Origin of the sequence: Planococcus liqunii (assembly GCF_030413595.1) — a bacterium.
Classification (GTDB): domain Bacteria; phylum Bacillota; class Bacilli; order Bacillales_A; family Planococcaceae; genus Planococcus; species Planococcus liqunii.
In genome coordinates this window covers 2,338,734-2,365,582 of sequence record NZ_CP129238.1, presented here as the reverse complement: position 1 = coordinate 2,365,582, position 26,849 = coordinate 2,338,734, and the positions used below count along the sequence as shown (strand labels likewise).

The 26,849-nt window shown below is 46.4% G+C and carries 33 protein-coding genes; 32 read left to right on the top strand and 1 reads right to left on the bottom strand.

The features are described 5' to 3' along the window. Positions 1-90: 90 nt before the first annotated feature. The 29 genes from prsW (at position 91) to QWY22_RS11850 (ending at position 24,162) form a co-directional block, all read left to right on the top strand. Entirely contained in the window at positions 91-771 is a 681-nt protein-coding gene (gene prsW / locus QWY22_RS11990) for a glutamic-type intramembrane protease PrsW (protein ID WP_036801873.1), read from the top strand. 391 nt (positions 772-1,162) lie between these two features. Continuing rightward, positions 1,163-1,837, top strand: coding sequence for a (d)CMP kinase (gene cmk / locus QWY22_RS11985; protein ID WP_300981102.1), 675 nt, complete (start codon positions 1,163-1,165; stop codon positions 1,835-1,837). 1 nt (position 1,838) lies between these two features. Further along, positions 1,839-2,429 carry a lysophospholipid acyltransferase family protein gene (locus tag QWY22_RS11980; protein WP_036801875.1) on the top strand — a complete coding sequence of 197 codons (591 nt, stop codon included), beginning with the start codon at positions 1,839-1,841 and terminating at the stop codon, positions 2,427-2,429. Between the two features lie 68 nt (positions 2,430-2,497). Then, positions 2,498-3,643 (top strand): 30S ribosomal protein S1, encoded by a 1,146-nt coding sequence (gene rpsA, locus QWY22_RS11975; RefSeq protein WP_300981101.1) that lies wholly within the window; start codon positions 2,498-2,500, stop codon positions 3,641-3,643. A gap of 21 nt (positions 3,644-3,664) precedes the next feature. Beyond that, positions 3,665-4,699: a type 2 isopentenyl-diphosphate Delta-isomerase gene (fni, locus tag QWY22_RS11970; protein WP_300981100.1), complete on the top strand. Its 1,035-nt coding sequence runs from the start codon at positions 3,665-3,667 to the stop codon at positions 4,697-4,699. 93 nt (positions 4,700-4,792) lie between these two features. After that, positions 4,793-6,103, top strand: a complete 1,311-nt coding sequence (gene der, locus QWY22_RS11965; RefSeq protein ID WP_300981099.1) for a ribosome biogenesis GTPase Der — start codon at positions 4,793-4,795, stop codon at positions 6,101-6,103. 21 nt (positions 6,104-6,124) lie between these two features. Continuing rightward, positions 6,125-7,144, top strand: a complete 1,020-nt coding sequence (locus tag QWY22_RS11960; RefSeq protein WP_300981098.1) for an NAD(P)H-dependent glycerol-3-phosphate dehydrogenase — start codon at positions 6,125-6,127, stop codon at positions 7,142-7,144. Positions 7,145-7,231: 87 nt separating this feature from the next. Further along, positions 7,232-7,435 carry a DUF2768 domain-containing protein gene (locus QWY22_RS11955; protein WP_300981097.1) on the top strand — a complete coding sequence of 68 codons (204 nt, stop codon included), beginning with the start codon at positions 7,232-7,234 and terminating at the stop codon, positions 7,433-7,435. A gap of 10 nt (positions 7,436-7,445) precedes the next feature. Continuing rightward, positions 7,446-8,156, top strand: coding sequence for a YphF family lipoprotein (locus QWY22_RS11950; RefSeq protein WP_300981096.1), 711 nt, complete (start codon positions 7,446-7,448; stop codon positions 8,154-8,156). Between the two features lie 173 nt (positions 8,157-8,329). Continuing rightward, positions 8,330-8,602, top strand: coding sequence for an HU family DNA-binding protein (locus QWY22_RS11945; protein ID WP_036801889.1), 273 nt, complete (start codon positions 8,330-8,332; stop codon positions 8,600-8,602). A 284-nt stretch (positions 8,603-8,886) separates the two neighbouring features. After that, the gene (folE, locus tag QWY22_RS11940) at positions 8,887-9,471 is read left to right on the top strand and encodes a GTP cyclohydrolase I FolE (protein WP_300981095.1); all 585 of its coding nucleotides are present in this window, start codon (positions 8,887-8,889) and stop codon (positions 9,469-9,471) included. Between the two features lie 33 nt (positions 9,472-9,504). Further along, complete coding sequence (mtrB, locus tag QWY22_RS11935; protein ID WP_036801894.1) at positions 9,505-9,726, top strand: trp RNA-binding attenuation protein MtrB; 222 nt, start codon at positions 9,505-9,507, stop codon at positions 9,724-9,726. A gap of 77 nt (positions 9,727-9,803) precedes the next feature. Next, positions 9,804-10,580 carry a heptaprenyl diphosphate synthase component 1 gene (locus QWY22_RS11930; protein WP_300981094.1) on the top strand — a complete coding sequence of 259 codons (777 nt, stop codon included), beginning with the start codon at positions 9,804-9,806 and terminating at the stop codon, positions 10,578-10,580. Between the two features lie 5 nt (positions 10,581-10,585). Continuing rightward, entirely contained in the window at positions 10,586-11,290 is a 705-nt protein-coding gene (locus QWY22_RS11925) for a demethylmenaquinone methyltransferase (protein ID WP_300981093.1), read from the top strand. 26 nt (positions 11,291-11,316) lie between these two features. Continuing rightward, positions 11,317-12,282: a heptaprenyl diphosphate synthase component II gene (gene hepT, locus QWY22_RS11920; RefSeq protein ID WP_367281311.1), complete on the top strand. Its 966-nt coding sequence runs from the start codon at positions 11,317-11,319 to the stop codon at positions 12,280-12,282. 85 nt (positions 12,283-12,367) lie between these two features. Next, positions 12,368-12,814: a nucleoside-diphosphate kinase gene (gene ndk, locus QWY22_RS11915; RefSeq protein ID WP_036801903.1), complete on the top strand. Its 447-nt coding sequence runs from the start codon at positions 12,368-12,370 to the stop codon at positions 12,812-12,814. A 396-nt stretch (positions 12,815-13,210) separates the two neighbouring features. Continuing rightward, entirely contained in the window at positions 13,211-14,383 is a 1,173-nt protein-coding gene (aroC, locus tag QWY22_RS11910; RefSeq protein ID WP_300981091.1) for a chorismate synthase, read from the top strand. 2 nt (positions 14,384-14,385) lie between these two features. Then, positions 14,386-15,462, top strand: coding sequence for a 3-dehydroquinate synthase (gene aroB / locus QWY22_RS11905; protein ID WP_300981090.1), 1,077 nt, complete (start codon positions 14,386-14,388; stop codon positions 15,460-15,462). Beyond that, positions 15,459-15,842, top strand: a complete 384-nt coding sequence (gene aroH, locus QWY22_RS11900) for a chorismate mutase (RefSeq protein WP_300981089.1) — start codon at positions 15,459-15,461, stop codon at positions 15,840-15,842. Before aroB ends, aroH begins: the two co-directional genes overlap by 4 nt. Next, positions 15,839-16,927: a prephenate dehydrogenase gene (locus QWY22_RS11895; protein ID WP_300981088.1), complete on the top strand. Its 1,089-nt coding sequence runs from the start codon at positions 15,839-15,841 to the stop codon at positions 16,925-16,927. Before aroH ends, QWY22_RS11895 begins: the two co-directional genes overlap by 4 nt. A 15-nt stretch (positions 16,928-16,942) precedes the next feature. After that, positions 16,943-18,226, top strand: a complete 1,284-nt coding sequence (gene aroA / locus QWY22_RS11890) for a 3-phosphoshikimate 1-carboxyvinyltransferase (RefSeq protein ID WP_300981087.1) — start codon at positions 16,943-16,945, stop codon at positions 18,224-18,226. A gap of 85 nt (positions 18,227-18,311) precedes the next feature. Continuing rightward, positions 18,312-19,565: a tetratricopeptide repeat protein gene (locus QWY22_RS11885; protein ID WP_300981086.1), complete on the top strand. Its 1,254-nt coding sequence runs from the start codon at positions 18,312-18,314 to the stop codon at positions 19,563-19,565. Between the two features lie 14 nt (positions 19,566-19,579). After that, positions 19,580-20,143 carry a ReoY family proteolytic degradation factor gene (locus tag QWY22_RS11880; RefSeq protein WP_300981085.1) on the top strand — a complete coding sequence of 188 codons (564 nt, stop codon included), beginning with the start codon at positions 19,580-19,582 and terminating at the stop codon, positions 20,141-20,143. A 5-nt stretch (positions 20,144-20,148) separates the two neighbouring features. Further along, complete coding sequence (locus tag QWY22_RS11875; RefSeq protein ID WP_036801919.1) at positions 20,149-20,601, top strand: DUF2487 family protein; 453 nt, start codon at positions 20,149-20,151, stop codon at positions 20,599-20,601. Positions 20,602-20,742: 141 nt separating this feature from the next. Beyond that, on the top strand, positions 20,743-21,246 hold the full coding sequence (locus QWY22_RS11870) for a QcrA and Rieske domain-containing protein (RefSeq protein ID WP_300981084.1): 504 nt from the start codon (positions 20,743-20,745) through the stop codon (positions 21,244-21,246). 21 nt (positions 21,247-21,267) lie between these two features. Next, complete coding sequence (gene qcrB, locus QWY22_RS11865) at positions 21,268-21,942, top strand: menaquinol-cytochrome c reductase cytochrome b subunit (protein WP_036801924.1); 675 nt, start codon at positions 21,268-21,270, stop codon at positions 21,940-21,942. A 38-nt stretch (positions 21,943-21,980) separates the two neighbouring features. Beyond that, the gene (locus tag QWY22_RS11860; protein WP_036801926.1) at positions 21,981-22,766 is read left to right on the top strand and encodes a menaquinol-cytochrome c reductase cytochrome b/c subunit; all 786 of its coding nucleotides are present in this window, start codon (positions 21,981-21,983) and stop codon (positions 22,764-22,766) included. Positions 22,767-22,823: 57 nt separating this feature from the next. Beyond that, positions 22,824-23,435, top strand: a complete 612-nt coding sequence (lhaT, locus tag QWY22_RS11855; protein ID WP_300981083.1) for a lipoprotein heptaprenylglyceryl N-acetyltransferase LhaT — start codon at positions 22,824-22,826, stop codon at positions 23,433-23,435. 52 nt (positions 23,436-23,487) lie between these two features. Beyond that, positions 23,488-24,162 (top strand): zinc metallopeptidase, encoded by a 675-nt coding sequence (locus QWY22_RS11850; protein ID WP_300981082.1) that lies wholly within the window; start codon positions 23,488-23,490, stop codon positions 24,160-24,162. A 152-nt stretch (positions 24,163-24,314) separates the two neighbouring features. Here the strand turns inward: QWY22_RS11850 and QWY22_RS11845 are convergent, their stop codons facing one another. Then, positions 24,315-25,181 (bottom strand): YitT family protein, encoded by an 867-nt coding sequence (locus tag QWY22_RS11845; RefSeq protein WP_300981081.1) that lies wholly within the window; start codon positions 25,179-25,181, stop codon positions 24,315-24,317. A 114-nt stretch (positions 25,182-25,295) separates the two neighbouring features. Between QWY22_RS11845 and QWY22_RS11840 the strand changes: the two genes are divergently transcribed. Genes QWY22_RS11840 through mgsA form a run of 3 tightly spaced genes read left to right on the top strand, consistent with a single transcriptional unit; the run spans position 25,296 to position 26,849 of the window. Then, positions 25,296-25,634, top strand: coding sequence for a nucleotide pyrophosphohydrolase (locus QWY22_RS11840; protein ID WP_300981079.1), 339 nt, complete (start codon positions 25,296-25,298; stop codon positions 25,632-25,634). Further along, positions 25,631-26,431 (top strand): 4-hydroxy-tetrahydrodipicolinate reductase, encoded by an 801-nt coding sequence (dapB, locus tag QWY22_RS11835; RefSeq protein WP_300981077.1) that lies wholly within the window; start codon positions 25,631-25,633, stop codon positions 26,429-26,431. Before QWY22_RS11840 ends, dapB begins: the two co-directional genes overlap by 4 nt. Positions 26,432-26,444: 13 nt before the next feature. Beyond that, positions 26,445-26,849, top strand: a complete 405-nt coding sequence (gene mgsA, locus QWY22_RS11830; protein ID WP_036801941.1) for a methylglyoxal synthase — start codon at positions 26,445-26,447, stop codon at positions 26,847-26,849.

Genomic DNA, 26,849 nt, shown 5'->3' with positions numbered 1-26,849 from the left:
AATTTACGATCAGCTGATTTTCCATTTGGAGAGCCGGCGATCATCCTGTTTGTTGATGATGGAATAGGACTTAAGCAAAGGAGCAGGCATATGATAATTCTACTGACAGTTGCAATTGCTCCAAGTCTGGCGTTGTTCAGTTATTTTTATTTGCGTGATCAATTTGCTGCTGAGCCTTCCAAGCTGTTGTTTCAATCTTTTATATACGGCGCGGTATTGACTTTCCCGATTATGTTTATTCAATATGTTTTTGAGTTTGAAGGTGTCTTTGAGCAGGTCTTCAACCAAAAAGTGTTATTTCCAAGTGTTTTAGAAGAATTTTTCAAATGGCTAGTCCTGATTATCGCTGTCTACCGGCATGTCGATTTCGAAGACCCGTATGATGGCATTTTATATGGCGCCAGTGTGTCTCTCGGATTCGCCACTGTTGAAAATGTGCTGTACTTAATGGAGTTTGGGCTGGAAACTGCGTTTATCCGGGCATTTCTGCCGGTTTCAAGCCATGCGCTGTTCGGAGTGGTAATGGGCTACTATTTAGGCAGAGCCAAATTTACAAAAGGGACGAACGGACCGATTTGGCTGGCTTTTGCGTTTGTCAGCTCTATGTCGCTGCACTTGATCTACAATTCGATATTGTACATTAATACGAATTTGTCGTATGGCGTCATTCCGTTTATGCTGTTTTTGTGGTGGTTTGCCTTAAGAAAAGTGAAACAAGCCCATCAACTCTCACTGACCCATTACCATAATAATTCCTCCTTGCACCCATAATGTATATTAAATTCTGCCTTTAAAAAGTCTTGCAGCCCAAGGCTTTTTTTTGTTTAAATTTTGGGTAAAGGGTATGGGGCTTAATAGCCTTGACTGTAATTTTTAAGTTGTCCAGCTGCAATGGCCAGATTTACGGGGTCATAAGCCATCCCGGCTGTGTGGCAAAGAACGCCACTCCGCCGGTTTGTCTTATGCCTGTCGAATCTACATGTCCGTCTCTGCTTTTCTAGTGTCCAGCTTCAGCGCCTAGCTCCTTGGGTCGTAAGCCGCTTCGGCTGTGCGGCTGAAAAAACGCCGATTCGCCAAATCGTCTTACGCCCGTCAGAGCTTGATAGGCGCTTACGCTTTTCTGTGATAAAATATGATGAATACATATGATGAGGTGACTTTTTTGACGAAATCAATTCAAATCGCTCTGGACGGCCCTGCGGCTGCCGGAAAAAGTACAATAGCGAAAATTGTTGCAGAACAATTGGGGTATATTTATATCGATACGGGTGCGATGTACCGCGCCATTACTTTAAAGGCGTTAAACGAAGGCATCGATCTTTCGGACAATGAAGCGGCAGGAGAATTACTGGCAAAGACAGCCATCGATTTACAGCCGTCCGAAAATGGCCAGCTGGTCTTCCTGGATCAACAGAATGTGACAGAAGCGATCCGTTCACAGGAAGTAACAGGATCAGTTTCTGAAATGGCTGCGCACGAATCCGTTCGCCTGCAAATGGTGAAACTGCAGCAGCAGCTCGCTGAAGGGCGCGGGGTTGTGATGGATGGCCGCGATATCGGCACGGATGTACTGCCGAAAGCGGAATTGAAAGTGTTCATGTCTGCCAGCGTCGAAGAACGGGCGCGCCGCCGCTTCGAAGAAAATAAAAAACGCAATATCCATACGCCTCTTGAAGAACTCCAAGGGGAAATCGCAAAACGTGATCAAATGGACAGTGAACGGGAAGTTTCTCCTCTCCGCCAAGCGGATGATGCGATTTACCTTGATACGACTTCATTGACCATCCGGGAAGCGGCAGCGGAGATTTTAAGACTTGCAGGAGAAAGGTTGAGCTAACGTGAATTTATATGCAGTTGGAAAAACATTGGTAAAAACAGCGTTGCATCCTCTTTATCGTTTTGAAGTGCTTGGCACTGAGCATTTTCCAAAAGAAGGCGGAGTTCTTCTTTGTTCCAACCATATTAATGCACTGGATCCTCCTGTCGTCGGAATGACTGCGCCGAGAACGGTCCATTTCATGGCAAAGGAAGAACTGTTTAAACTTCCGGTCCTTGGACCAATTTTGCCGAAAGTAAATGCCTTTCCTGTTAAACGGGGAATGAGTGACCGCGAAGCTTTAAGAACGGCATTAAAAGTGCTGAAAAGCGGAGAAGTGGTCGGCTTGTTTCCGGAAGGTACAAGATCGACAGACGGCGTCTTGAAAAAAGGGTTGAGCGGAGCCGGATTTTTCGCGCTTCGGGGCAATGCGGATGTTGTGCCTTGCGCGATCATCGGGCCTTATAAGATGTTTAGAAAAGTGCGGGTTGTCTATGGCAAACCGATTTTAATGGACCCTTACCGGGAACGAAGAGCATCTGCCGAAGAAGTGACCGAAGTCATTATGAGCAGCATTCAAGAAATTCTGGATGAATATAGCAAAAATAAGTGATATTTTTTGTTTTTATTAGAGAATTCGAATAAAATAGAAAGTGGATAGTTTGTGAAGGAGGGCTACTTATGTCTGAGGAAATGAACGAGATGGAAAACCGCGACTTCCAAACAGGAGATCGCGTAAAAGGTATTGTTACGAACATAGAAGAAAAAGCTGTAACTGTAACAATTGAAGGAGCGCCTTTTGATGGGGTAATTCCGATCAGCGAGTTGTCGAGCCTACACATCGAGAAAGCATCAGATTCAGTTCAGGTCGGTGATGAACTAGATTTAGTCATTACCAAAGTAGAAGACGAAAACTTTGTTTTGTCGAAACGCAAAGTCGATGCCGAACAGGCATGGGACGAGTTGGAGAAAAAGTTTGAGTCTGGCGAAATCATTGAATCTGAAGTGAAGGATGTTGTAAAAGGCGGACTTGTGGTGGATCTTGGGGTTCGCGGATTTGTACCTGCTTCACTTGTGGAAGATTATTTCGTGGAATCCTTTGAAGATTACAAAGGCAAAGTTATGACATTTAAAATCGTGGAGATGGAAAAAGAGAACAACCGCTTAATTCTTTCCCACCGCGCCGTCGTGGAATTGGAAAAAGAATCACAAAAAGAAGAAGTGATGGACACCATTCATGCAGGCGATGTGTTGAAAGGCAAAGTGCAGCGTATTGCATCTTTCGGTGCGTTTGTGGATATTGGCGGAGTGGACGGGCTTGTCCATATTTCCCAGTTATCGCATGAACATGTCGAGAAAGTTTCGGATGTTGTAACAGAAGGGCAGGAAGTAACCGTCAAGGTTCTTTCAGTAGACCGGGATTCTGAACGTATTTCCTTGTCGATCAAAGACACGCTTCCAGGGCCTTGGGATGCCATTGAAGAAAAAGCGCCAAAAGGATCGGTTCATGATGGAAAAGTGAAACGGATTGTCAGCTACGGCGCATTCGTTGAAGTGCTTCCGGGGGTAGAAGGACTGGTGCACATTTCGCAGATTGCCCACAAGCATATTGCAACTCCAAATGAAGTGCTTTCTGAAGGGCAAGAAGTCCAAGTAAAAGTACTGGAAGTGAATAAAGCTGATAAACGCCTGTCACTCAGCATTAAAGAACTTCAGGAAAAAGAGAAAGAACAAGATTATTCCAATTATGAAATGCCGGAAGAATCCAGTGGCTTTTCTATCAGTGATGTAATCGGCGACAAATTAAAAGGATTTAAGTCCGAATAAATGTCGAGAGCTGAACGGAAGATGGACCATATTCAATATGCACTATCTACAGGCCAAAGTGCTGGAGCTTTGTTTGATGATGTACGCATTATTCACCAGGCATTGCCAAACCTTGGAGTAGAGGATATCAGCATTCATACTGAGACAGGTGATTTGAAATTAGAATCACCTGTTTTTATTAATGCCATGACAGGCGGCGGTGGCAGCCAGACCGAAAAATTGAACGGAATGCTCGCGCGGGCTGCGAAAGAGACAGGCATCGCCATGGCTGTCGGTTCTCAGATGGCAGCGATTAAAGACGCAAATGAACGGGCTTCCTACGAAATTGTCCGGAAAGAAAATCCTCATGGATTCCTCATGGGCAATCTAGGCAGCGAAGCAACTGTTCAGCAAGCAAAAGATGCCGTGGAGATGATTGGAGCTAATGCGCTTCAGATTCATTTGAATGTAATCCAGGAGTTGACAATGCCGGAAGGTGACCGTGATTTTAAAGGGGCTATGGAACGCATTGCCGAAATAGCTGAAAACCTTTCTGTTCCGGTCATCGTCAAAGAAACGGGATTCGGCATTTCCAGGGAAGCGGCCGAAAAGCTGGCTGGGACCCAAATTGCAGCGATTGATGTCAGCGGCTACGGCGGAACCAATTTTGCGGCAATCGAAAATGAGCGGCGGGCGCGCAAACTCTCTTATTTCCAAGAATGGGGAGTTCCGACAGCAGCGGCCATTATCGAAGCAAAAAAGGCTTTCCCAAAAACCGTATTGGCATCCGGCGGCATCCGAGGTGCCCAGGATATGATCAAAGCTTTCATGCTGGGGGCCAATGCAGCAGGGCTGGCGGGTTCATTTTTAAAAATGGCCGTTGAGCATGGCGAAAGCCGGCTGGTTTCTGAAATCGAGTCGCTGACCGAAGATCTACAAATGATGATGACTGCACTGGGAGCGAAATCCATTGCGGAATTGGAAAATTGCCCGGTGATCATCACGGGGGAGCTTCACCATTATTTGGCGATGCGGGGCTATGAGCCATCGATATATGCCAACCGGAAGAAAAACTGAATATTACACCTTTTAAGGTGATGGACATTTACAAGATGCCATCACCTTTTTCGTGTATAATAGGGATATTAGAAGTGGAAGGATGAAATTATTATGTCAAAACCGGTAGTAGCAATCGTTGGCCGGCCGAACGTTGGGAAGTCCACGATCTTTAATCGCGTGGTCGGGGAACGTGTATCCATCGTGGAAGATATTCCAGGAGTAACACGGGACCGCATCTATAGTTCGGCAGATTGGCTAACACATGAATTCAATATCATCGACACAGGCGGCATCGATTTAAGAGACGAGCCGTTTTTGGAACAAATTCGCCAGCAGGCGGAAATTGCCATGGACGAAGCAGACGTGATCATCTTTCTGGTCAACGGACGTGACGGAGTTACGGCGCAAGACGAGCAAGTGGCCAAAATATTATACCGGACAAAAAAACCGGTTATTTTAGCCGTCAACAAAGTCGACAACCCGGACATGCGCCATCTTATTTATGATTTTTATACTCTGGGAATGGGCGAACCTTTCCCAATTTCAGGTTCACATGGACTTGGATTAGGGGATTTGCTGGATGAAGTAGCGAAAAACTTCCCGCAGGATGATGAGGATGAGTATCCGGATGACGTCATTAAATTCTCTTTGATCGGCCGTCCGAACGTCGGGAAATCATCGCTTGTCAATGCCTTTTTAGGCGAAGAGCGCGTGATCGTCAGCGATGTTGCCGGAACGACACGCGACGCCATTGATACTCAATATGAGTACGACGGGCAGCCATATGTCATCATCGATACAGCCGGCATGCGCAAAAAAGGGAAAGTGTATGAAACTACAGAAAAGTACAGTGTACTGCGTGCCCTACGTGCCATTGAACGCTCCGACGTTGTTTTAGTTGTCCTGAATGCAGAAGAAGGCATCCAGGAACAAGACAAAAAAATTGCGGGCTACGCACATGAAGCCGGCAAAGCGGTCATCATAGTCGTGAACAAATGGGATGCCGTCGAAAAAGACGAGAAAACCATGAACGTCATGACCCGTAAAATACGGGAACATTTCTTGTTCCTTGACTATGCGCCAATCATGTTTGTATCGGCTGTAAGCGGCAAGCGTGTCCATAACATTCTTGATATCGTAAACCGTGTAAACGACAACCACTCAAGACGCATTCAATCAAGTATTTTAAATGAAGTACTTGAAGATGCTGTAGCGATGAACCCGGCACCAACAGATAAAGGCCGCCGACTGCGTGTATACTACGCAACGCAAGTGGCCATCCAGCCTCCTACTTTTGTGGTGTTCGTCAATGAACCGGAGCTTATGCACTTCAGTTATGAGCGATTCCTGCAAAATCGAATCCGCGAAAGCTTTGATTTTGAAGGAACACCGCTTCGGCTGATTACGCGCGCTCGGACATAAAAGGTGAAAGGTGGTAACAAAATGGAAAAAGTATCAGTTTTTGGAGCAGGCAGCTGGGGAACCGCTTTAAGCTATGTGCTTGCACAAAATGGCCATGACCTTCTGCTCTGGACCCACCGGGCAGAGCAGGCTGAAGAAATTAACAACCATACAAACAACCGTTATTTAAAAAATATTCAGCTGCCTGATAACTTAAAGGCGACGGCTGATTTGCGGCAAACCGTTGGCCATTCGGATGTTTATGTGCTGGCAGTGCCGACAAAAGCGATTCGCGAAGTTTGTGCCAATATAAAAGAGCACCTGAACAAAAAAGCCTTGTTTGTGCATGTTTCCAAAGGAATTGAACCGGATTCCTTGAAGCGCATCAGCGAAATGATCCGGGAAGAAATTCCGGAACAATGGATCGAAGATGTGGTGGTCCTTTCCGGACCAAGCCATGCCGAAGAAGTGGTTCTTGAACATCCGACGACCGTTACGGCTGCTTGTGAAAATACGAAAGCAGCGGAGCGCATCCAGGATCTGTTCATGAATAATTATTTCCGCGTCTATACCAATACTGATGTTATCGGAGTGGAAATCGGCGGTGCTTTGAAAAATATTATCGCCTTGGCCGTTGGCATCACAGACGGTTTGGGTTACGGAGATAACGCCAAAGCGGCTCTGATGACGCGTGGGCTTGCTGAAATCGCCCGCTTAGGCGTCAAGATGGGTGCGACGCCTCTAACGTTCTCCGGGCTCTCAGGCGTCGGAGACTTGATCGTCACGTGTACAAGTGTCCATTCACGCAACTGGCGCGCCGGCAATATGCTTGGAAAAGGGAAGTCGATTGACGAAGTGCTCGAAGAAATGGGCATGGTAGTTGAAGGGATCCGCACCACAAAAGCGGCCTATCAATTGTCCAAAAAACACGATGTGCCGATGCCGATCACTGCTGCGCTGTACGCGGTCCTCTTTGAGGATATCTCGACAGACGAAGCAGTCGAAAGGCTGATGGGGCGCATGAAGAAAAACGAAATGGAAGATTTAATTAACTTACTATAATTGTCACAAAAGAAGAGGTTCAGCTCCGCGGCCTCTTCTTTCTTTATGCTATAATACGGGGTGAAACAGAACGAAAGGCGGTCAATTATGAGTTCTTTGGACAAGATGTGGGTCTCCTTTGCGGGTATTGCTTTTTTAATGGTTTCTATGGGACTGATTTATTTAAGCAGATATAAATTAAACAACGGCATATTGAAATTCCTTTTTGCATTAACGGCTTATATTCTTTTGATACTTGGATTCTTTATCATGGTTTTCATAATACTTAGCGGGCCGACAGGCGGCGCTTGAGGTGATAAAAATGAAAAAAGGATTATTAGCGATTACGCTGTTAATCAGCGTATTGTTGTTGAGCGGATGCATGTTCCCGGAAAGTGAACGCGCGGAAAATCAGATCCCTTATGAAGATCAGATCATTTCTGTGCAAAATGCAGTGAACCAGTTCCGGGGAGCGAGCAGCGGATTGCTGCCAATCAAGACCCGGGATATGGACGTCGATCAATACATCAAATACCCAATTGATTTTTCTAAAATTTCTCCGGCCTATTTATCGGAAATCCCGCCAAATGCCTATGAGTCAGGCGGCATTTTCCAGTATGTCTTAATGGACGTTGAAGAAAATCCGACTGTGAAATTGGTGGATTTGCGCCTTACTGAAGCAATCCGCACGATTAACATCCGGAAAAGTGCCAATGGCGGAAAAGCGCCGATTGCTGAGATCATCGATGATAATGTCTACAAACTTAATTACAAAGCAATGGGCTTTCAGGAAGAGCAGACGGTAACCAGTCCGTATAGCGGCAAGAATTTGCCCTTTGTGGTAAACGGCAAAGGCGAAGTGTTCGTTGACTACTCGATGGACCTGTATGAAGCTCTTCAAAACTATGAAGGCACCTTGGAACCTGGACAAGATATCCGTTTTTTGCTGTATGAAACCAGCCCGATTGTTCCAGCTTATTCACTTCCTTACACCGTAGACGAAAATAATGAACCTGTCTTTAAGAGTGAGTAATGGCGCGGTTTAAAGCGATTTTGCAGTAAAATGTAAGTATTTAGGGAAATATCACCATTATTTGCATGTTTTATTGCAGAACCGCGCTATTAGTGGTTGCTATGCCATTTTCGATATGATACTCTTTTTACAGGATTGAAGGAATGCATCCCCTTTGAGAGGAGGTGAATAGCATGAACAAGACAGAATTAGTGAACTCTGTTGCTGAAGCAGCTGAACTTTCTCGTAAAGATGCTGCGAAAGCAGTTGACGCTGCATTTGAGGCGATTCAAAACGCTCTAACTCAAGGTGACAAAGTGCAATTAATAGGATTTGGTAACTTTGAAGTACGCGAACGCGCAGCACGCAAAGGCCGTAACCCGCAAACGGGTGCTGAAATCGAAATCGCTGCTAGCAAAGTTCCTGCATTTAAGCCAGGTAAAGCGCTTAAAGACGCAGTGAAATAATCTTCAGTGCAGTACATAGAATGGCTTTTTCGTGACTTTTCACGTAAAAGCCATTCTTTTTTTAAGCCTACAATTTTGCGGTTGGGTCTGTTTATATGCTACGATTCAGGTGAGAAAAACGCAGAAAACCTAATCGGCTGCGGCAGCCGAAAACACCTGCCTTTGCTCATCATGTTCTTCGCCTTCGCTCAAGAAGCAACCTGCTATTTGCCATTGCCGGGAAGTGAAGTCCAGATGGCTGAAACAGGATAACTGAAGATTCGTCTTTAACAGGAGGAAACAATGTGATAGATATAGATTCTAAAAAAGTGGATTTAGACAAGATTGAAAGAGCGGTTGCCATGATTCTGGAAGCGGTTGGAGAAGATCCGGGCAGAGAAGGATTGCTGGATACGCCGAAACGCGTCGCTAAGATGTACGCCGAAATCTTTTCTGGTTTAAAAGAAGACCCGAAGGATTACTTCAGCACGGTTTTCCATGAAGGGCATGAGGAAATGGTGCTGGTCAAGGATATACCTTTTTACTCGACTTGTGAGCATCACTTAGTGCCGTTTTTCGGTAAAGCCCATATTGCTTACATTCCACGGGATGGGGTAGTAACCGGATTGAGCAAATTGGCCCGTGCAGTCGAAACGGTGGCAAAGCGCCCGCAACTGCAGGAGCGGATCACATCGACGCTTGCCGATTCGTTGATGGAGACATTAAATCCCCATGGCGTTTTTGTTATGGTGGAAGCCGAGCATATGTGCATGACCATGCGCGGCATCAAAAAACCAGGTGCTAAAACGATTACTGCGGTGTCTCGGGGCGTTTTGGAGACCGATGACATTAAACGTTCAGAAATCATTACGTATATCAATATGAAGTAATACAACTATTTTTTAGAAGAAGCGGGTGGGAATATGGCACAGACAGAATACATTGTGATTCGCGCATTAGAAGATGGCGTCAACGTGATCGGTTTAACTCGCGGCAACGATACAAAATTTCACCATACGGAGAAGCTGGATACAGGTGAAGTGATGATAGCGCAGTTTACGGAACATACGTCAGCTATGAAAATTCGTGGCAAAGCAGAAATTCAAACAGCCCATGGCATAGTAGAAAGCGAAGCGAAAAAATAGGCGTTATTGGATGAAGGCAAGCCTTTGCTTATGATATACTATGGTAATATGGCTAAATCATGAATGGAGCAAGCAGGATGAATGAACAACTAATACATTCAAAAATCACTTCTATGGAAATCGATGTCTTAAGAGCTGTCAAACAGCGGACTCTCGAGAAATTCACAGAAGGTCCATCAGTTGAACGGGCACGTTTGTTTTTTTTGTTGCTGCCTTATTTTGACGAAAAACATTGGTCGGGTGAAATAGAGGCATCAGCAAAAACGGTTTCGATTGTTTATGCTGCGCTTCATGCCCATGACCAAGTCAAAGAAAATGCTTCCGCAACAAAGAAACAGCAGTTAACTGTACTGGCAGGCGATTTTTACAGCGGCATTTATTATCAGATGCTGGCAAACTTAAACAACATAACAATGATTCAGCGCTTAGCAACAGCGATCATTAAAGTGAGCGAAAAAAAGGCGTCGTTTCATGACGGCTTAGAACGGACGACCGCCGAACTTGATCGCTCCGTGCAGCAGATTGAAACCGAATTATTGGCTACATTCTATAATTTCTATGGTTTTGATAACTATACGCCTTTGGCGACTTTGATGCTCAGCTACATCCGCTACAAAGATGAGCTGGAATGTCTGCAAGGCGGCAGCGAAACGCGCATTATCCGTGCGTTGAATGAAACTCTTCAGCATCCGCTGCATACAGAGCGGTGGCTTCTGGAGAAACTGGATATCTTGCATGACCAGATTTCGCTCACCATCAATTCCTATAATTTCAACTATGACTTAAAGAACTTTATGCTCCATCAAATAACCCCGCACCAGCATAGAGCTGAGCAGCTTACCCGAGAAGGATGACTGACATGCAAAAAACGAAAGAACAACGCGTACATGAAGTTTTTGAAAAAATTTCGGACAATTACGACCAGATGAATTCAGTAATCAGTTTCCAGCAGCACAACAAATGGCGCAAAGACACGATGGATAAAATGCAGGTTCCAAAAGGGGCAGCTGCTATTGACATTTGCTGCGGCACTGGGGATTGGACAATTGCCCTGGCCGAAGCTGTGGGAGAAAACGGCAAAGTCGTCGGCCTGGATTTCAGCCAGAATATGCTGAATGTCGGAATCGACAAAACCAAACAGATGCCGCAAGTTCAAATGATCCAAGGAAACGCCATGTCCTTGCCGTTTCCGGACAATTCATTTGATTTTGCCACAATCGGTTTCGGTCTGCGCAATGTTCCTGATTACGAACAAGTGCTTTCGGAAATGCACCGTGTGCTAAAACCGGGCGGCATGATTGCGTGCCTTGAAACGTCACAGCCGAATAACCTATTGTTCAAGCCGTTTTTCCGTTTTTACTTCCGGTTTATCATGCCGGTATTTGGCAAGTTATTCGCGAAAAGCTATAAAGAATACTCATGGCTGCAGGAATCGGCAAAGGATTTCCCGGGCATGAAACAATTGGCGAAGCTGTTTGCGCAAGTCGGTTTTGAAAAAGTGAAATACAAACCTTATACTGGCGGCGCAGCAGCGCTGCATTTAGGGATCAAAAAAGTAAAATAGCGGGAGAAGGTTGTTAAGTGGAAAAGGTGAAGCTGAAATTGCTCTATTCCGACCTTAAACCGGAGTTGGATATGATTGAAAAAGAATTAGAACAGGCAGTGGATTCCGAATCTCTCCTTTTAAACGATGCTTCTCTTCATTTATTGCAGGCCGGGGGGAAACGGATCCGACCTGTTTTTGTTTTGCTTGCAGGCAAATTTGGAAATTACAACATCGATGTGATGAAGCAAGTTGCCGTGCCTTTGGAGTTGATTCACATGGCGTCGCTTGTGCACGATGATGTTATCGATGACTCTGAAGTCAGAAGAGGAAAGCCGACGGTGAAGGCAGAGTGGAATAACAGCGTGGCCATGTATACGGGCGATTTTATCCTGGCCCGTGCCTTGGAATATATTTCTGAAATCGATTCTCCGAAATTGCACCATATTCTTTCGAAAACGATGATTGAAGTGTGCCGGGGAGAAATCATTCAAATTGAGGACAAATACAAATTGGATCAGAATTTGCGGGATTATCTGCGTCGCATTAAACGGAAAACCGCTTTGCTGATTTCCAGCAGCTGTGAACTGGGGGCATTGGTATCCGGAACGGATGAAAAGACCGCTGCGCATCTCCGCAGATTCGGATATTTTATCGGCATGTCTTTCCAAATCATCGACGATATTCTCGATTTTACCTCAACAGACGAGGAACTTGGAAAACCGGCGGGCAGCGATTTTATTCAAGGCAATATTACCTTGCCGATTTTATGCGCCCGGAAAAATCCCGAAGTATACAGCCTGCTGAAAAATAATCTCGGCAAAGAACTGACAGAGCCTGAGCGCCTTCATATTGTCAAAACAATCCGCGACAGTACGGCCATTGATGAAGCAAAAGCCATCAGTGAACGCTATTTGCAAAAAGCTCTGGAAGAACTCGCTTATTTGCCAAAAGGCAACGCCAATAAAACCATGCGCAAAATTGCGTTTTTCATTGGCAAAAGAAAGTTTTAAGATGCCGGTTGACAAATAGCACCAAACTGATAGTATTTTTTAAGGTGGGCGAAAAGCCCGAGCTTTTAATAGAGGAGTGTTCATAATGGAAAAAACTTTTTTGATGGTTAAACCTGACGGCGTTCAACGCAACGTAATCGGTGAAATCGTAGCACGTTTTGAGAAAAAAGGTTACCACTTGGTGGGTGCTAAATTGATGCAAATCCCAACTGAATTGGCTGAAGAGCATTACGGCGAGCACAAAGAACGCCCATTCTTCGGTGAATTGGTTGACTTCATTACTTCAGGCCCTGTATTCGCAATGGTTTGGGAAGGCGAAAACGTTATTTTGACTGCACGTCAAATGATGGGCGCTACAAACCCTAAAGATGCAGCTCCAGGAACAATCCGCGGCGACTTCGCAGTTACTGTCGGCAAAAACATGATCCACGGTTCGGATTCAGCTGAAAGCGCTGAACGCGAAATCGGTTTGTTCTTCAAAGAAGAAGAATTGGTATCATACGAAAAAACAATCAACAACTGGGTAAACTAATCCGGACAAAAAAGCAGCCTAGCTGCTTTTTTTATTTTGGCTTTTTACCGGCCTAAATTCAAGGAATAAAGAAGTGCTCTCTCTTCCCTTGCTTCCAGCACGAAGAAAGCGTTCGGCTGAGGCGGGGGATCCAAAATTTTCTCCTCTGATGCGGTTTCAGCTGTCTTACATATGAAATCATTTGTTTCCTTGCTCAACTGCCCAATCTATAGGGCAGTTTTTTTATTGCGCAATAACAGTTAAAAAAGCAGGGAGGCAATCAATGAAAGAACGATGAAGGTTAAAATTCCCAATTGATTGAAGTTTCACTTTATCTGAATTTGGGATAGAATTGATGAAATACTATATGTTATAGTGATACATAAATACTTTAGTGCGTTGAAGGGAGAAAGTGTCATGCGTTATTTAACAGCAGGAGAATCACACGGTCCGCAATTGACGGCCATTATCGAGGGGTTGCCGGCACAATTGCCGTTGACTGCAGAAATGATCAACAAAGAATTGAAAAGGCGGCAAGGCGGACATGGACGCGGCCGGAGAATGCAGATTGAAAAAGACACAGTTGAAATTGTGTCAGGCGTGCGCCACGGCAAAACGCTCGGTTCACCGGTAGCGTTAGTGGTGAAAAACGATGACTGGAAACACTGGACGAATATTATGGGCATTGAGCCCATTGAAGATACAGATGAAGTGAAACGCCAGCTTTCGCGTCCCCGTCCTGGACATGCCGATTTGAACGGCGGGATGAAATATGGCCACCGTGACCTTCGCAACGTGCTGGAACGCTCTTCTGCACGGGAAACAACCGTACGTGTAGCTGTTGGGGCGGTAGCCAAACAATTGCTTGCGCAGCTGGGCGTGGAAATTATTGCCCATGTAACAGAAATTGGTGGCATAAAAGTGAATCCGGAAAGCTACCTTGGAAAATCAGCGGCAGAAATTCGTGAAATTGTAGAAAATGATGCCGTTTATTGTGCAGATCCTTCTGTAACGCAGCAAATGACCGACTTGATTGACGAGACGAAAAAGAACGGCGACTCGATCGGCGGAACCGTTGAAGTAATCGTCGAAGGAATGCCGGCTGGAATTGGCAGCTATGTCCATTATGACCGCAAACTTGATGCGAAAATAGCGGCTGCTGTCATGAGCATCAATGCGTTTAAAGGTGTGGAGTTCGGCCTTGGTTTTGAAATGGCCAGAAAACCGGGCAGCGAAGTGCACGATGAGATCCAGTGGGCAGAAGGCGCAGGCTATACGCGCAAAACGAATAATTTGGGCGGATTTGAAGGCGGTATGACAACCGGTATGCCAATTATCGTCCGCGGCGTCATGAAACCGATTCCGACATTGTATAAACCGCTTCAAAGTGTGGACATTGAATCGAAAGAACCTTTCCAGGCGAGCATCGAACGCTCGGACAGCTGTGCAGTTCCTGCAGCATCCATCGTTGCCGAACATGTCGTGGCGTGGGAAGTGGCGAATGCCTTGCTTGAACAATTTGACGCCGACCAAATGCCGCGCCTGAAAGAAAATCTGCAGAACTACTTAAATTACATAAAGGAGTTCTAAATATGAAAGCACTTCGAGTTGAAGCCGATCACCCGTACATGGTCCATATCGGTCAAGACGTTTTCAAACTGTTTACGGACGCATACCGCGAATTATTGGATGCTGCTGACCGCGTCGTCATTTTAGCGGATGAGAAAGTTGCAGGACTTCATCTGGATTCGCTGCTGTCCCATTTGCACCCTTATGAAGCCATCGTGTTTTTGATTCCTTCCGGTGAACAGGCAAAATCCGTCCAGACGTTTATGGATTGCCATAGCTTTTTGTTGAAGGAAGGCTGTTCCCGGAAATCGCTTCTGCTGGCTTTCGGCGGAGGCGCAACCGGAGACGTGGCTGGATTTGTAGCGTCGACTTTTATGAGAGGCATACCTTATATCCAGATTCCAACGACGATTCTTGCACACGACAGCGCAGTCGGCGGCAAAACGGCCATCAACCATGAACTTGGAAAAAATATGATCGGCACATTTTACCAGCCGGCGGCAGTGCTCTATAATATCCAGTTCCTAAAAACATTGCCCGAGCAGGAAGTGCGCTCCGGCATGGCGGAAGTGATCAAGCATGCGTTCATTTCCAATGAAGCGTGGTTAGGTGAATTGCTGAAAATCCAGTCGTTTAATGAACTAACGGATGAAGATTGGATGTTTCACTTGGAACGGGGGATTGCAGTAAAAGCTGCCATCGTAGAAGAAGATGAATTTGAAGGCGGAGTCAGAAAATATCTGAACTTCGGCCATACTTTGGCCCACGCCGTCGAAGCGCATCTTGGATACGGGAAAATCACCCACGGGGAAGCCGTCGCTCTGGGGATGGCTTATGCTTTAACGCTCTCTGCACATCCACACACGGAAGAATTCCTTTCTTGGTGCCAAGTGAACGGGTATCCGTTGGAGAAAATTTTGGAGATTTCATTTGAAGATGTAGTCGGCTTTATGAAAAAAGACAAAAAATCATCCAAAGGCTCATTGAATTTTGTAATGTTGGAAACAACAGGACAACCTTATATGAAAACGATTGATGAAGCAGCAGCGGAAACGGCATATGGACAATTGCGTGAAAAAATAGGAGGGATGTTGAAATGATCCGAGGAGTTAGAGGGGCTATTACAGTTGGAGCTGATCAGCCGGAAGAAATTTTGCGTGAAACAAGCCGGCTTGTTTTGGAAATGGCAAAGGAAAACGGGATCGAACCGGATGATGTGGCATCGGTTATCATCTCCACGACTACAGACATCGCTTCTGCTTTTCCGGCAAAAGCAGTGCGGACACTTGAGGATTGGACATATGTACCGGTCATGTGCACGCACGAAATGGATGTACCAGGCAGTTTGCCGCTGTGCATCCGTGTGATGATGCATGTCAATACCAATGTAGCCCAAAAGGAAATTCAGCATATCTATTTGAACGATGCTATAAAACTGCGTCCGGATCTGGTTCGGAACACTGAGGCGAAGATGCTATGAACGCTCAAGTGCTGATTATCGGGCTTGGCTTGATTGGCGGGTCCCTGGCAAAGGCACTGCAGCGGCACGAAGGTGTCCACGTGGCAGGTTATGACGCGGACCCGCATACAGCCAGAAAAGCTTTTAAAATGGGAATCATACATAGCTCACCTCCGTCGCTTAAAAGGGCAGCCGCAGAAGCGGATGTCATCGTTTTTGCTACTCCGGTCGGCACAACCGTCAAGTTAATGGAGCAAAGCAAGTTTTGGGATTTAAAAAAAGAGGTCATCTTAACAGATACCGGCAGCACAAAACACCAGATCATGGAAGCCGCCAAAGGATTGGACCGTGCTTTTATTGGCGGGCATCCGATGGTGGGTTCGCACAAAAGCGGCGTTGAAGCGGCAAAAGAAGTGCTGTTTGAAAATGCCTTCTATATTTTGACGCCATTGGAGAACACCAGCGAAGAAAGCATCGCTTTTTTGAAAGAACTTTTGTCGGTGACAAAAGCGAAAGTGGAAGTGCTGAAAGCGGATGAACATGATTATATGACGGCTATTGTCAGCCATTTTCCGCATTTGATTGCGGCGTCGCTCGTCCACCAATTGGCTAAAGAAGAAGAGTACCCATTTGCGCGCCAGCTGGCAGCCGGCGGTTTCCGGGATATCACGCGAATTGCCTCGTCCAATCCGGAAATGTGGCGGGATATCACTACGCAGAACAACGGCATGATTGTCCAGCAATTGAGCAACTGGATGGATGAAATGGAGCAGCTCCGGGACTTGTTGGTCCGGAATGAACCGGAACCGATCCAGGAGTATTTCCAGCGCGCCAAATCGGTGCGGGATGAACTGCCGATTGCAGGCTACGGGGCAATGTACAGCGTCTACGATTTATACATCGACATCCCGGATGTTCCCGGAAGCATTTCCGAATTGACCGGCTATTTGGCTGAAGAGCAAATCAGCATTGTCAATCTGCGCATTTTGGAAACCCGTGAAGACGTTTTTGGAATTTTGGTCATCAGTTTCCAGACACCCGAAGACCGCGAACGGGCTAAAGAATGCATCAGCAAAAGAACAGCGTACGATACGTATATTTCCTGAAAGGAAGGCCATGTCATGACTTTGACTTTATCTTATTCAAACCCTTCGTTAAAAGGGACAATTCAAGTGCCAGGAGATAAATCCATTTCGCACCGGGCGATTATGTTCGGGGCGATGGCAAGCGGAACCACTACGGTGGAAGGTTTTTTGCTTGGCGATGACTGCTTGAGCACAATCAGCTGTTTCAGGAAATTGGGTGTCGGCATCGAACTGGAAGGGAAGACCGTGACGATTACAAGCGGGGGCGAAGCGTCCTGGCAGGAACCGTCTGAAGTGCTCGATACCGGAAATTCGGGAACTACTACCCGCCTCATGCTCGGATTGCTTGCTGGCACGTCGTTCCACTCGGTGATGGCAGGCGATGAATCGATCGCCAAGCGCCCAATGAAGCGTATCATCAATCCTCTGCGCGAAATGGGCGCGGATATCCGGGGGCGGCAAGACGGGCAATTTACGCCGCTCGCAGTCCAAGGGACAACACTTTCGGCCATCAATTACACCCTCCCGGTTGCAAGTGCCCAAGTGAAATCTGCGATTTTGCTGGCGGCGTTAAAGGCGGAAGGCAAAACGGTGATCACTGAACCGGTAGCGACCCGAGACCATACGGAAATCATGCTCAAACATTTTGGTGCCGAGATTACCAGAAGGAATGGGGCCATAGAGCTTGAAGGCGGCCAAAAACTGACAGCAGCCCATGTCCAGGTGCCGGGGGATATTTCTTCTGCGGCGTTCATGATCGGCGCTGCATTGATTACCGGGCAAAGTGAAGTGGTTCTCACGAATGTTGGAAGCAATCCGACGCGTACGGGAATCCTGGACGTCATTGCACAAATGGGAGCGGATTTCGACTTGAAGGAAAGAGCAGTCGAAGGAGAGCCTTCAGCAGACTTGACCATCCGTTCTTCCAAATTGGATGGCATTGAAATCGGCGGAGACCTGATTCCAAGACTGATTGATGAAATTCCGCTGATCGCCCTGATTGCGACTCAAGCGCATGGCATTACGGTCATTAAAGATGCCGAAGAGCTGCGCGTAAAAGAAACAGACAGAATTGCTGCTGTTGTAGCAGAACTGTCCAAAATGGGCGCGGACATCACAGCCACTGAAGACGGCATGATCATCAATGGGCCGACCCCATTAACCGGCGCGGAGATGAAAACATACGGAGACCACCGGTTGGGCATGATGGCCGCAGTTGCGGCTTTGGCGGCAACCGGAGAAGTGCAGATCGACGACCCCGACTGCATCGCCGTTTCCTTTCCAAATTTTGTCGAACAGATGAATTCGTTGATCAATTAACTCCCCGTATGGGGGGTTTTTTGTTATGATTCGAACACACTTTCGTGTAGGATGGAAGTATGAAACTGAAAGAATAGGTGATAGCATGACAAGCATAAAAGACATTCAACAAGCAGTGGAACAAGGTGATCCGGATTCCGTCAATGCCTTACTGGAACCGTATTTATTGAACGGCGACCCGGATGAGCAATACGATTTATCCGAGTGGCTGGCGGATATCGGCTATGTGGAAGAAGCGATTAAAGTCCTGGAGCATCTGCAGTATGTATTTCCCGAAGAATCCCAGCTGAAAGTCGACCGTGCCAATTTGCTGATTGAGGTGGACCGCGAAGACGAAGCGCTCAACACCTTGATGGAAATTCCGAAAGACGACGAATTATACCCTCAGGTGCTTGTTACACTGGCGGACCTGTTCCAGCTGCAAGGGCTTTTGGAAGCTGCAGAAAGCCGCTTAAACGAAGCGATAGAGCTGCTGCCGGATGAGCCGCTGCTGTATCAGGCAAAAGCGGAGCTGCTGCTCGACTCGGGGCGTTACTTGGAATCTGCCAAAATCTATCAGGATTTAAAGGAACAGCAAGTCGTCATAGAAGGAGTCAATCTTTCCGAGCGGCTGGCAGAAGTCTATAGTGCAGGCGCAGCGTATGAAGAAGCGTTGCCTTATTACGAGGAAGTGCTGAAAGACCAGATACAGCCGGATGTATTGTACGGTGCGGCGTTTGCGGCGTTCCAGACCCGCCAATACGAATTGGCCGTCCGCAGATTAAACGAATTGATCGGCATCGACCCGGATTATTTCTCGGCATATCTGCTCCGTGCGCAAAGCCTGAACATGGCTGAGGATTATGAAGCCGCTTATTCGGCCATCTTGGAAGGCATCACGCGGGATGAGTTTGACAAAGAGCTTTATTTGTTCGCCGGAAAACTGGCATTGAAGCTTGGCAAGGCAGAAGAGGGAGTCAACCAGTTAAGGCAAGCAATTGCTTTGGACCCTGAATACATGGAGGCCATCTATACACTGGTTTCTTATTTCCATGCGGAAGAAATGGATGAAGATTTGCTGGAGCTGGCGGAAAGCGTTGTCGCCAATGAAGACGACTGGGCAGGAATTTACCCTATGCTTGCCGAAGCCTACGAGCGGACTGAACAATTCCAAAAAGCGGCAGTTTATTTCGAAAAGGCCTATCCGGCTTTCCGAGATGACTCGAACTTTCTTGAAAAATACGCAAGATTTTTGATTGAAGAAGGGAATCGAGAGAAAGCCCTCGAAATCATAAAAGAACTTCAAGTGTTGGAGCCGGAAAACCCTGACTGGTTTGACTGGCAGCAATCGTTTGAGTGAAAGGAGGAATTTTCATGACCGCTTATATTTCAGTAGGAGAAAAAAAGCAGTTTGTCCGCTGGTTTTTGCAGACCCACAAGATGAAAAGAAGAGAATGCATCTGGATTCTTAACTATATGTTGAGCAATGAAGACTTGCTTGAGAAAACTCATTTTGTTGAAGAAGCGCATTACTGCCCGCGTGCCATGGTCATGTCCTCAACCGAATCGAAGGAAATTCCATTTCGCTTCTACAAAGGCAATTTGATGACAGCAGATGCAGAAAAGTCGTTTCATGATTTGCGCTTAAATCCGGATGAAGACTTGTTTGTTCAATTGAATTTCCCGAACATGCCGCCTTCGGCTTTGTACTTATCGGTGCTTGAAGAAAATCCTTATATGCCCAAGCATGCGACAATTACCGATGAAGACCGCGTGGTGGCCGAAAAGCTATTGAATGAGAGCCTGACTGTTTTCCAGGAAGATACGCTATTGAAACAAATAGATGAAGCCCTCGATGCGAATGACCGCGAGAAATTCTTCGAGCTTTCTGCATTGCTTCAGTCCATCAAAACTTTAAAGAAAACGGAGAGTGAATAAATACTATGCATTTTTTGGGGAAAGAAATCGATCAGTACTTGCAGCAGAAAGAATATGTGGACACGGCTGTCATTCCGCTGGTCCAACTGGATTTAAATCCGGCTGCCATGAAATCAAGCGCCAGTTCTTCCGATTATCTGCAATCACTGGCAAACTTATTGGAAAAACAATTTAAAGGCCGCATATTATTATTCCCGCCGGTCTCGTATGCCAAAGGTGCAGACCGTGCAAGACTGGGTTCTGAACTAGCTGCCGAGCTGGAACCTACAGCGTTCAAGCATGTCTTTTATTTGACGACGGACGCCGAATGGCGGTCGCTTGAAGAAGTGAAAAATGTGCTCTGGCTGCCGGCCATTCCAACGGAAAGCATGGATCAATCGTTCAAGCAATCGGTCATGGAAGACCAGCTGCGGCAAGTGCTTCCACTATTTATTACAGAGTGGTCACAGCATTCATGAAATGTTCACAAACTGTCACAATCGCTTCACTGCGATATTGACCTTAACATTTGATTGATATATCATTAGGTTGTCCTAGTAATTATATTTGAATTGAGTATGTCCATTGGACTGACCTTGAATGTTAGAGGGGGGAAAAGGATGAGTAATAATCGTGTATCACGACGTCAATTTTTAGGTTACACTTTAACAGGAGTAGGCGGATTTATGGCTGCAGGGATGCTGATGCCAATGGTTCGTTTCGCGGTTGACCCGATTCTTCAGCAGCATGATGCTGGGGATTACATTTTGACCGACCAAGCAGTTGCGGATTTAACTGAAGAACCAGTACGCGTCGACTTTGCTTACGAGCAAGTAGATGCTTGGTATACATCTGAAGTAACAAGTTCAGCTTGGGTTTACAAAGAAGGGGACAAAATTGTCGCTCTTTCACCAGTCTGCAAACACTTAGGATGCACAGTGAACTGGGCCGCTGACCCGGAACACCCGACCCAATTCTTCTGTCCGTGCCACGCTGGCCGCTACGAAAAGAACGGTCAGAACATTGCCGGAACACCGCCTCTTGGGCCGCTTGATGAGTATCAAGTGGAAGAAAGAGATGGCTACTTGGCGATCGGAGCAGTACAAGCAAACACAATAGTTTAATAGTTAGGGGGTACGACACCAGTGCTAAACAAGTTATATGATTGGGTTGATGAGCGTTTAGATATTACGCCAATCTGGCGTGATATTGCTGACCATGAAGTACCGGAACACGTAAACCCCGCACACCACTTTTCAGCATTCGTTTATTGTTTCGGAGGATTAACATTCTTCATCACAGTAATCCAGATCTTATCCGGTATGTTCTTAACAATGTATTATGTACCCGATATTGAAAATGCTTGGGAATCGGTTTATTATCTTCAAAATGAAGTTGCTTTTGGAGAAATTGTGCGTGGGATGCACCACTGGGGAGCTTCACTTGTAGTGGTAATGATTTTCCTTCATACACTACGTGTATTCTTTACAGGTTCTTATAAGAAACCTCGTGAATTGAACTGGATCGTCGGAGTTATGCTATTTGGTGTAATCCTAGGATTGAGTTTCACAGGTTACTTGCTTCCATGGGACATGAAAGCATTGTTTGCGACAAAAGTTGGTATTGAAATTGCCGCTTCTGTACCGGTTATCGGTGAATCGATCAAAATTCTGCTTGCAGGGGATTCAACAATCCTTGGTGCACAGACTTTGACGCGTTTCTTCGCAATACATGTATTCTTCTTACCAGCTGCTTTGCTTGGGTTGCTTGCAGCGCATTTTATCATGATCAGAAGACAAGGTATTTCCGGCCCGCTATAAGACTAGCGGCCACAAGGATTTATTAAGGAGGGGACACTATGCATCGCGGAAAAGGGATGAAATTCGTTGGGGATTCACGTGTACCAGGTTTGCAGCATCGTAAACCGAACATCCCCAAAGATTACTCCGAATATCCTGGCAAGACAGAAGCTTTCTGGCCAAACTTCCTTTTGAAAGAATGGATGATTGGTGCAGTCTTCTTGATTGGTTTCTTGCTATTGACTGTCGCCCATCCTTCACCACTAGAAGGTAAGGCAGATCCGACAGATACAGGCTATATTCCACTGCCAGACTGGTATTTCTTATTCTTATATCAATTGCTTAAATATCAATTCGCATCCGGGCCGTTTAACGTAATCGGTGCAATCATTGTTCCAGGTCTTGCATTTGGCGCATTGGCTCTTGCTCCGTTCTTGGATCCAGGTCCAGAACGCCGGGCTTCAAAACGTCCGCTTCCTACAGGCTTTATGATTCTTGCAGTTGCAGCAATCATTTTCCTTACATGGGAATCGGTAGCGAACCATGACTGGGAAGCTGCTGAAGCACAAGGGCAAATCGTTGAAGAAGTGGAAATTGACACAGCTGACCCGGGGTATGAAATTTACTCAGGCGCCGCTTGTATCAGTTGCCACGGCGACAATTTAGAAGGTGCTGTTGGACCGGCTCTTACGAACACGGGACTTAGCGCTGAAGAAATTGCGAACATCGCTGTAAACGGTATTGAAAAAGACGGACAGCAAGTAATGCCACCATCTTGGGAAGGTTCAGAAGAAGACCTTAAGGTCATGACTGAATTTATCGCAGGTTTGGGCGGAGAAGAATAAAGTTGTAAAAAGAGCCGGGAAACCGGCTCTTTTTTGCTATCTGAAAGGAAGAATGCAATGATTTCTTTTATACAGAAGATTTCCGCCTGGCTGATGTTCCGGCCATTCCTGCTCCTGGTCTTTCTGATAAACTTAGGCGGAACGATTTACGGATACATATGGTATGGTTGGCAATTGAAAATAACCGAACCGAAGTTTTTGATTTTTGTACCGGACAGTCCGACAGCCAGTTTATTTTTTACGATTGTCCTCGGACTCTGGCTGATTGGCAAGAGAAGTTCCTTATTTGAAGCTTTGGCGTTTGTCACCTTGATTAAATACGGATTATGGGCCGTGGTGATGAATTTGCTGACACTGGCAGAAACCGGTTCCATCGGCTGGCTGGGCTGGATGCTCGTCGTGTCCCATTTTGCAATGGCGATGCAGGCGGTGCTGTACATCGACCATTACCGCTTCGGCTGGTTGGCAGCTGCCGTTACGGCCATTTGGACCTTGCATGATGTTGTCATCGACTATGTGTTTGGCCAAATGCCGATTTACGGAAGCCTTGATGCTTACACTGCCCAAATCGGCTATTTCACTTTCTGGCTGTCAATTGCCTGTATTGCGTTTTCGTACGTGGTCGTCCATATGAACAAGCCACACAGCGTATCAGTTGACCATAGCTGACCAAAGCTAGTAAAATATAGGGAGAAGCAGAAAAGAGAGGTGTGTTAACCAGATGAGTTTTATTGTCTATTTCATCCTTTTGCTGATTATTCCTATGTGGGCTCAATTTAAATTAAAGCGGACATACGGCAAATATTCCAAAATCCGTTCAACGTCCGGTATTGCCGGAGCACAAGTTGCGCGCATCATTCTTGATAACAATGGCTTGCACGATGTAAAAGTGGTTGAAAGCCGCGGTATGCTAAGCGACCATTACAACCCGTTGACTAAAACGGTGGCGCTGAGCAGCCATAACTACCACGATGCCTCGGTTGCCGGTACTGCGGTAGCGGCACACGAAGTCGGCCACGCGATTCAGGACGCGGAAGATTATTCATTCCTTCGCTTGCGCCATCGCCTGGTGCCAGTCGTCAACATTTCATCCAATATGTCTTGGATCTTTATCATGATCGGGTTGTTTTCCGCTTGGAGCGGCGCTTTATTGGTGGGTATTATTTTACTGGCTGCAGGGGTTCTGTTCCAGTTGATTACGTTGCCGGTGGAGTTTAACGCTTCGAGCCGCGCGATGGACCAATTGCTTTCAAATAATATTATCCGCAACGAGGAAGAACGCGATGCGAAAAAAGTATTAAGCGCAGCTGCCATGACGTATGTTGCAGCAACTGCTGTTGCCGTACTTGAACTGGCCCGCTTGTTGTTGATCTACACCAGCATGAACCGGTCTTAACCACACAAAGATTGTTCCGAAATCCACTGAGCAGTGGCCAAGGGGCAATCTTTTTTGTTTGTTAGCCATGTCTAGGTGCAAGATGGAAAATAAAAAGGACCTTCCGGTTAGCCCGTTGCTGCAGGCGTTGCCGGAAGGTCTCTTTTTTCTAATTAGCCAATTGGCTGTTTCTGCTCATCGAGCGTAAAGCCTTCGCCCATAACGTCGTGGACTTCCATTAAGGAAACGAATGCGTGCGGGTCGACGCTGTTGATGATGTTCTTCAAACGGACGATTTCATTTTTCGCGACGACGCAGTACAGCACTTCCCGTTCTTCTTTCGTAAAATGGCCATAGCCGCGGAGGATCGTAATGCCCCGGTCCATCTCTTTTGCAATGCGGCTGGCGATTTCTTCTTGGGAATTCGAGATGATCATGGCGCCTCGGCCTGAATAAGCGCCTTCCTGCACAAAATCAATGACCCGTGCACCGACAAATACAGCGACGAGTGTGTACATCATCGTACGGTTGTCGAGGAATGTCAGGCGGGACAACACAATCACACAAGCGTCAAACAGGAACATCGTTTTCCCCATGCTCCAGCCGCTGTATTTCTGGACTAGGCGGGCAATGATATCCACGCCTCCTGTCGTTCCGCCATAGCGGAAAATGATGCCGAGCCCAACACCAACAAAAACGCCGGCGAAAAGCGTGGCCAAAAACAAATCTTCATGTAAATTGATTTGGATTTCATAAACCAGAAAAACTTTCAGGAAAACTGAAACTGCCACGGTCCCGATGATTGTATAAAGGAAAACTTTTTTGCCGAGCAGCTTCCAGCCGATAAAAAACAGCGGAATGTTTAATAACAAGTTCATTAAAGCGGGATCCCAATTAAATAGGAAGAATAAGATCAGCGTAATGCCTGCGAACCCGCCTTCACCCAATTCATTCTGGATATTGAAGTGGACAAAGCCAAAACTGTAAATGGCAGCCCCCAGCAATATGAATAATACATTTTTCAATTGCAGATCTTTCATCGGTCGTTCATCCCCTATCCATAAAGTGAAACTCAACTTCTGTATTATCAGCTAAAATATTGATTTTGACAACATCCCCAGTTTTCTTTACGATGAAATGAGGAGTGTGATGATATGAACGGAGATAAAACAATGAAACAGCTGCAGCAGGAAGTGGATGCCTACATTGGCCAATTCAAAGAAGGCTACTTTACACCGATGGAATTGATGGCCCGGCTGACAGAAGAATTAGGTGAATTATCGCGTGAAGTGATGCATGAGTATGGGCCGAAGAAAAAGAAAGCGACTGAAGATGCCAATACAATCGAGGCCGAAATGGGCGATTTGTTATTCGTTTTGATTTGTATGGCAAATTCGCTGGATATCGATTTGGCGCATGCCCACGGCCGGGTGATGGAGAAATTCAACACGAGAGATAAAAATCGCTGGACCAGAAAGGAAGAGGCAGAATGACAATTCGAGTGGCAATTGCAGGGGCAAGAGGAAAAATGGGACAGGAAGCCGTACATACAGTAATGAAGAATTCAGATATGGAACTGGTCGCCGCTTTGGATTATAAGGAAATCGGAGCCACTTTAGCGGAAACCGGTTTGTTTCCAGAGGGCTACACGGTTCCCGTTTTTACCGATTTAGGCAAATTGCATGAACAAACCCATCCGGATGTCCTGGTGGACTTGACGTCTCCGGAATCGGTTTACACCCATACGAAAACCGCAATCGAATTGAAAATCCGTCCCGTCGTGGGCACAACCGGCTTTTCGGACGAAGAGCTTGAAGAGCTGACGCAATTGGCAAAAGAAACAAAAGTGGGCTGCATCATTGCCCCGAACTTTGCAGTCGGTGCGGTATTGATGATGAAGTTTGCCGAACAGGCTGCTAAATATTTGCCCGATGTCGAAATCATCGAAATGCACCATGACCAAAAACTCGATGCACCGTCCGGCACGGCAATGAAGACGGCGCATTTGATTTCCGCGCATCGTCCGGTCCATGAACAAGGGCATGTAAAGGAAAAAGAAACGTTGCAAGGAGCAAGAGGAGCCAATTACGATGGCATGCGCATCCACAGTGTCCGCCTGCCGGGGCTTGTCGCTCATCAGCAAGTTCTTCTTGGGGGCGAAGGGCAGCTGCTGACAATCCGCCACGACTCATTTAACCGGGGCTCATTTATGTCGGGAGTCGTGCTGTCCATTAACACCGTTATGGAAAAAGAGGAATTGATCTACGGACTTGAACATATTATCGGGTAAAGGGGATAGTGACATGAAAATCGCATTAATTGCACACGACCGGAAAAAAGACGATTTGATCCAGTTTGTGACGGCCTATAAACCAATTTTATCTGAACATACCCTTTACGCTACAGGGACCACCGGACAGCGCGTCATCGACGGCACCGGCCTTGAAGTTATCCGCTTCCAATCGGGTCCGTTAGGCGGCGATCAGCAAATCGGTGCAATGATTGCGCAGAACGAAATGGATATGGTCATTTTCTTCCGGGATCCGTTGACTGCCCAGCCCCATGAACCGGATGTGTCGGCTTTGATCCGCCTGTGCGATGTGTACGGTGTGCCGCTGGCAACGAATATGGGGACGGCTGAAGTGCTGTTAAAAGGGCTAAAAGAAGGATTTATCGACTGGCGTTTAATAAGTAAAGACAGAAAGTAA

Coding starts and splice junctions, on each gene's coding strand:
- prsW (WP_036801873.1), top strand. CDS start 91: ATGATAATTCTACTGACAGTTGCAATTGCTCCAAGTCTGGCGTTGTTC.
- rpsA (WP_300981101.1), top strand. CDS start 2,498: ATGTCTGAGGAAATGAACGAGATGGAAAACCGCGACTTCCAAACAGGA.
- fni (WP_300981100.1), top strand. CDS start 3,665: ATGGACCATATTCAATATGCACTATCTACAGGCCAAAGTGCTGGAGCT.
- der (WP_300981099.1), top strand. CDS start 4,793: ATGTCAAAACCGGTAGTAGCAATCGTTGGCCGGCCGAACGTTGGGAAG.
- QWY22_RS11960 (WP_300981098.1), top strand. CDS start 6,125: ATGGAAAAAGTATCAGTTTTTGGAGCAGGCAGCTGGGGAACCGCTTTA.
- QWY22_RS11955 (WP_300981097.1), top strand. CDS start 7,232: ATGAGTTCTTTGGACAAGATGTGGGTCTCCTTTGCGGGTATTGCTTTT.
- QWY22_RS11950 (WP_300981096.1), top strand. CDS start 7,446: ATGAAAAAAGGATTATTAGCGATTACGCTGTTAATCAGCGTATTGTTG.
- QWY22_RS11945 (WP_036801889.1), top strand. CDS start 8,330: ATGAACAAGACAGAATTAGTGAACTCTGTTGCTGAAGCAGCTGAACTT.
- mtrB (WP_036801894.1), top strand. CDS start 9,505: ATGGCACAGACAGAATACATTGTGATTCGCGCATTAGAAGATGGCGTC.
- QWY22_RS11930 (WP_300981094.1), top strand. CDS start 9,804: ATGAATGAACAACTAATACATTCAAAAATCACTTCTATGGAAATCGAT.
- QWY22_RS11925 (WP_300981093.1), top strand. CDS start 10,586: ATGCAAAAAACGAAAGAACAACGCGTACATGAAGTTTTTGAAAAAATT.
- ndk (WP_036801903.1), top strand. CDS start 12,368: ATGGAAAAAACTTTTTTGATGGTTAAACCTGACGGCGTTCAACGCAAC.
- aroC (WP_300981091.1), top strand. CDS start 13,211: ATGCGTTATTTAACAGCAGGAGAATCACACGGTCCGCAATTGACGGCC.
- aroB (WP_300981090.1), top strand. CDS start 14,386: ATGAAAGCACTTCGAGTTGAAGCCGATCACCCGTACATGGTCCATATC.
- aroH (WP_300981089.1), top strand. CDS start 15,459: ATGATCCGAGGAGTTAGAGGGGCTATTACAGTTGGAGCTGATCAGCCG.
- QWY22_RS11895 (WP_300981088.1), top strand. CDS start 15,839: ATGAACGCTCAAGTGCTGATTATCGGGCTTGGCTTGATTGGCGGGTCC.
- aroA (WP_300981087.1), top strand. CDS start 16,943: ATGACTTTGACTTTATCTTATTCAAACCCTTCGTTAAAAGGGACAATT.
- QWY22_RS11885 (WP_300981086.1), top strand. CDS start 18,312: ATGACAAGCATAAAAGACATTCAACAAGCAGTGGAACAAGGTGATCCG.
- QWY22_RS11880 (WP_300981085.1), top strand. CDS start 19,580: ATGACCGCTTATATTTCAGTAGGAGAAAAAAAGCAGTTTGTCCGCTGG.
- QWY22_RS11875 (WP_036801919.1), top strand. CDS start 20,149: ATGCATTTTTTGGGGAAAGAAATCGATCAGTACTTGCAGCAGAAAGAA.
- QWY22_RS11870 (WP_300981084.1), top strand. CDS start 20,743: ATGAGTAATAATCGTGTATCACGACGTCAATTTTTAGGTTACACTTTA.
- QWY22_RS11860 (WP_036801926.1), top strand. CDS start 21,981: ATGCATCGCGGAAAAGGGATGAAATTCGTTGGGGATTCACGTGTACCA.
- lhaT (WP_300981083.1), top strand. CDS start 22,824: ATGATTTCTTTTATACAGAAGATTTCCGCCTGGCTGATGTTCCGGCCA.
- QWY22_RS11850 (WP_300981082.1), top strand. CDS start 23,488: ATGAGTTTTATTGTCTATTTCATCCTTTTGCTGATTATTCCTATGTGG.
- QWY22_RS11845 (WP_300981081.1), bottom strand. CDS start 25,181: ATGAAAGATCTGCAATTGAAAAATGTATTATTCATATTGCTGGGGGCT.
- QWY22_RS11840 (WP_300981079.1), top strand. CDS start 25,296: ATGAACGGAGATAAAACAATGAAACAGCTGCAGCAGGAAGTGGATGCC.
- dapB (WP_300981077.1), top strand. CDS start 25,631: ATGACAATTCGAGTGGCAATTGCAGGGGCAAGAGGAAAAATGGGACAG.
- mgsA (WP_036801941.1), top strand. CDS start 26,445: ATGAAAATCGCATTAATTGCACACGACCGGAAAAAAGACGATTTGATC.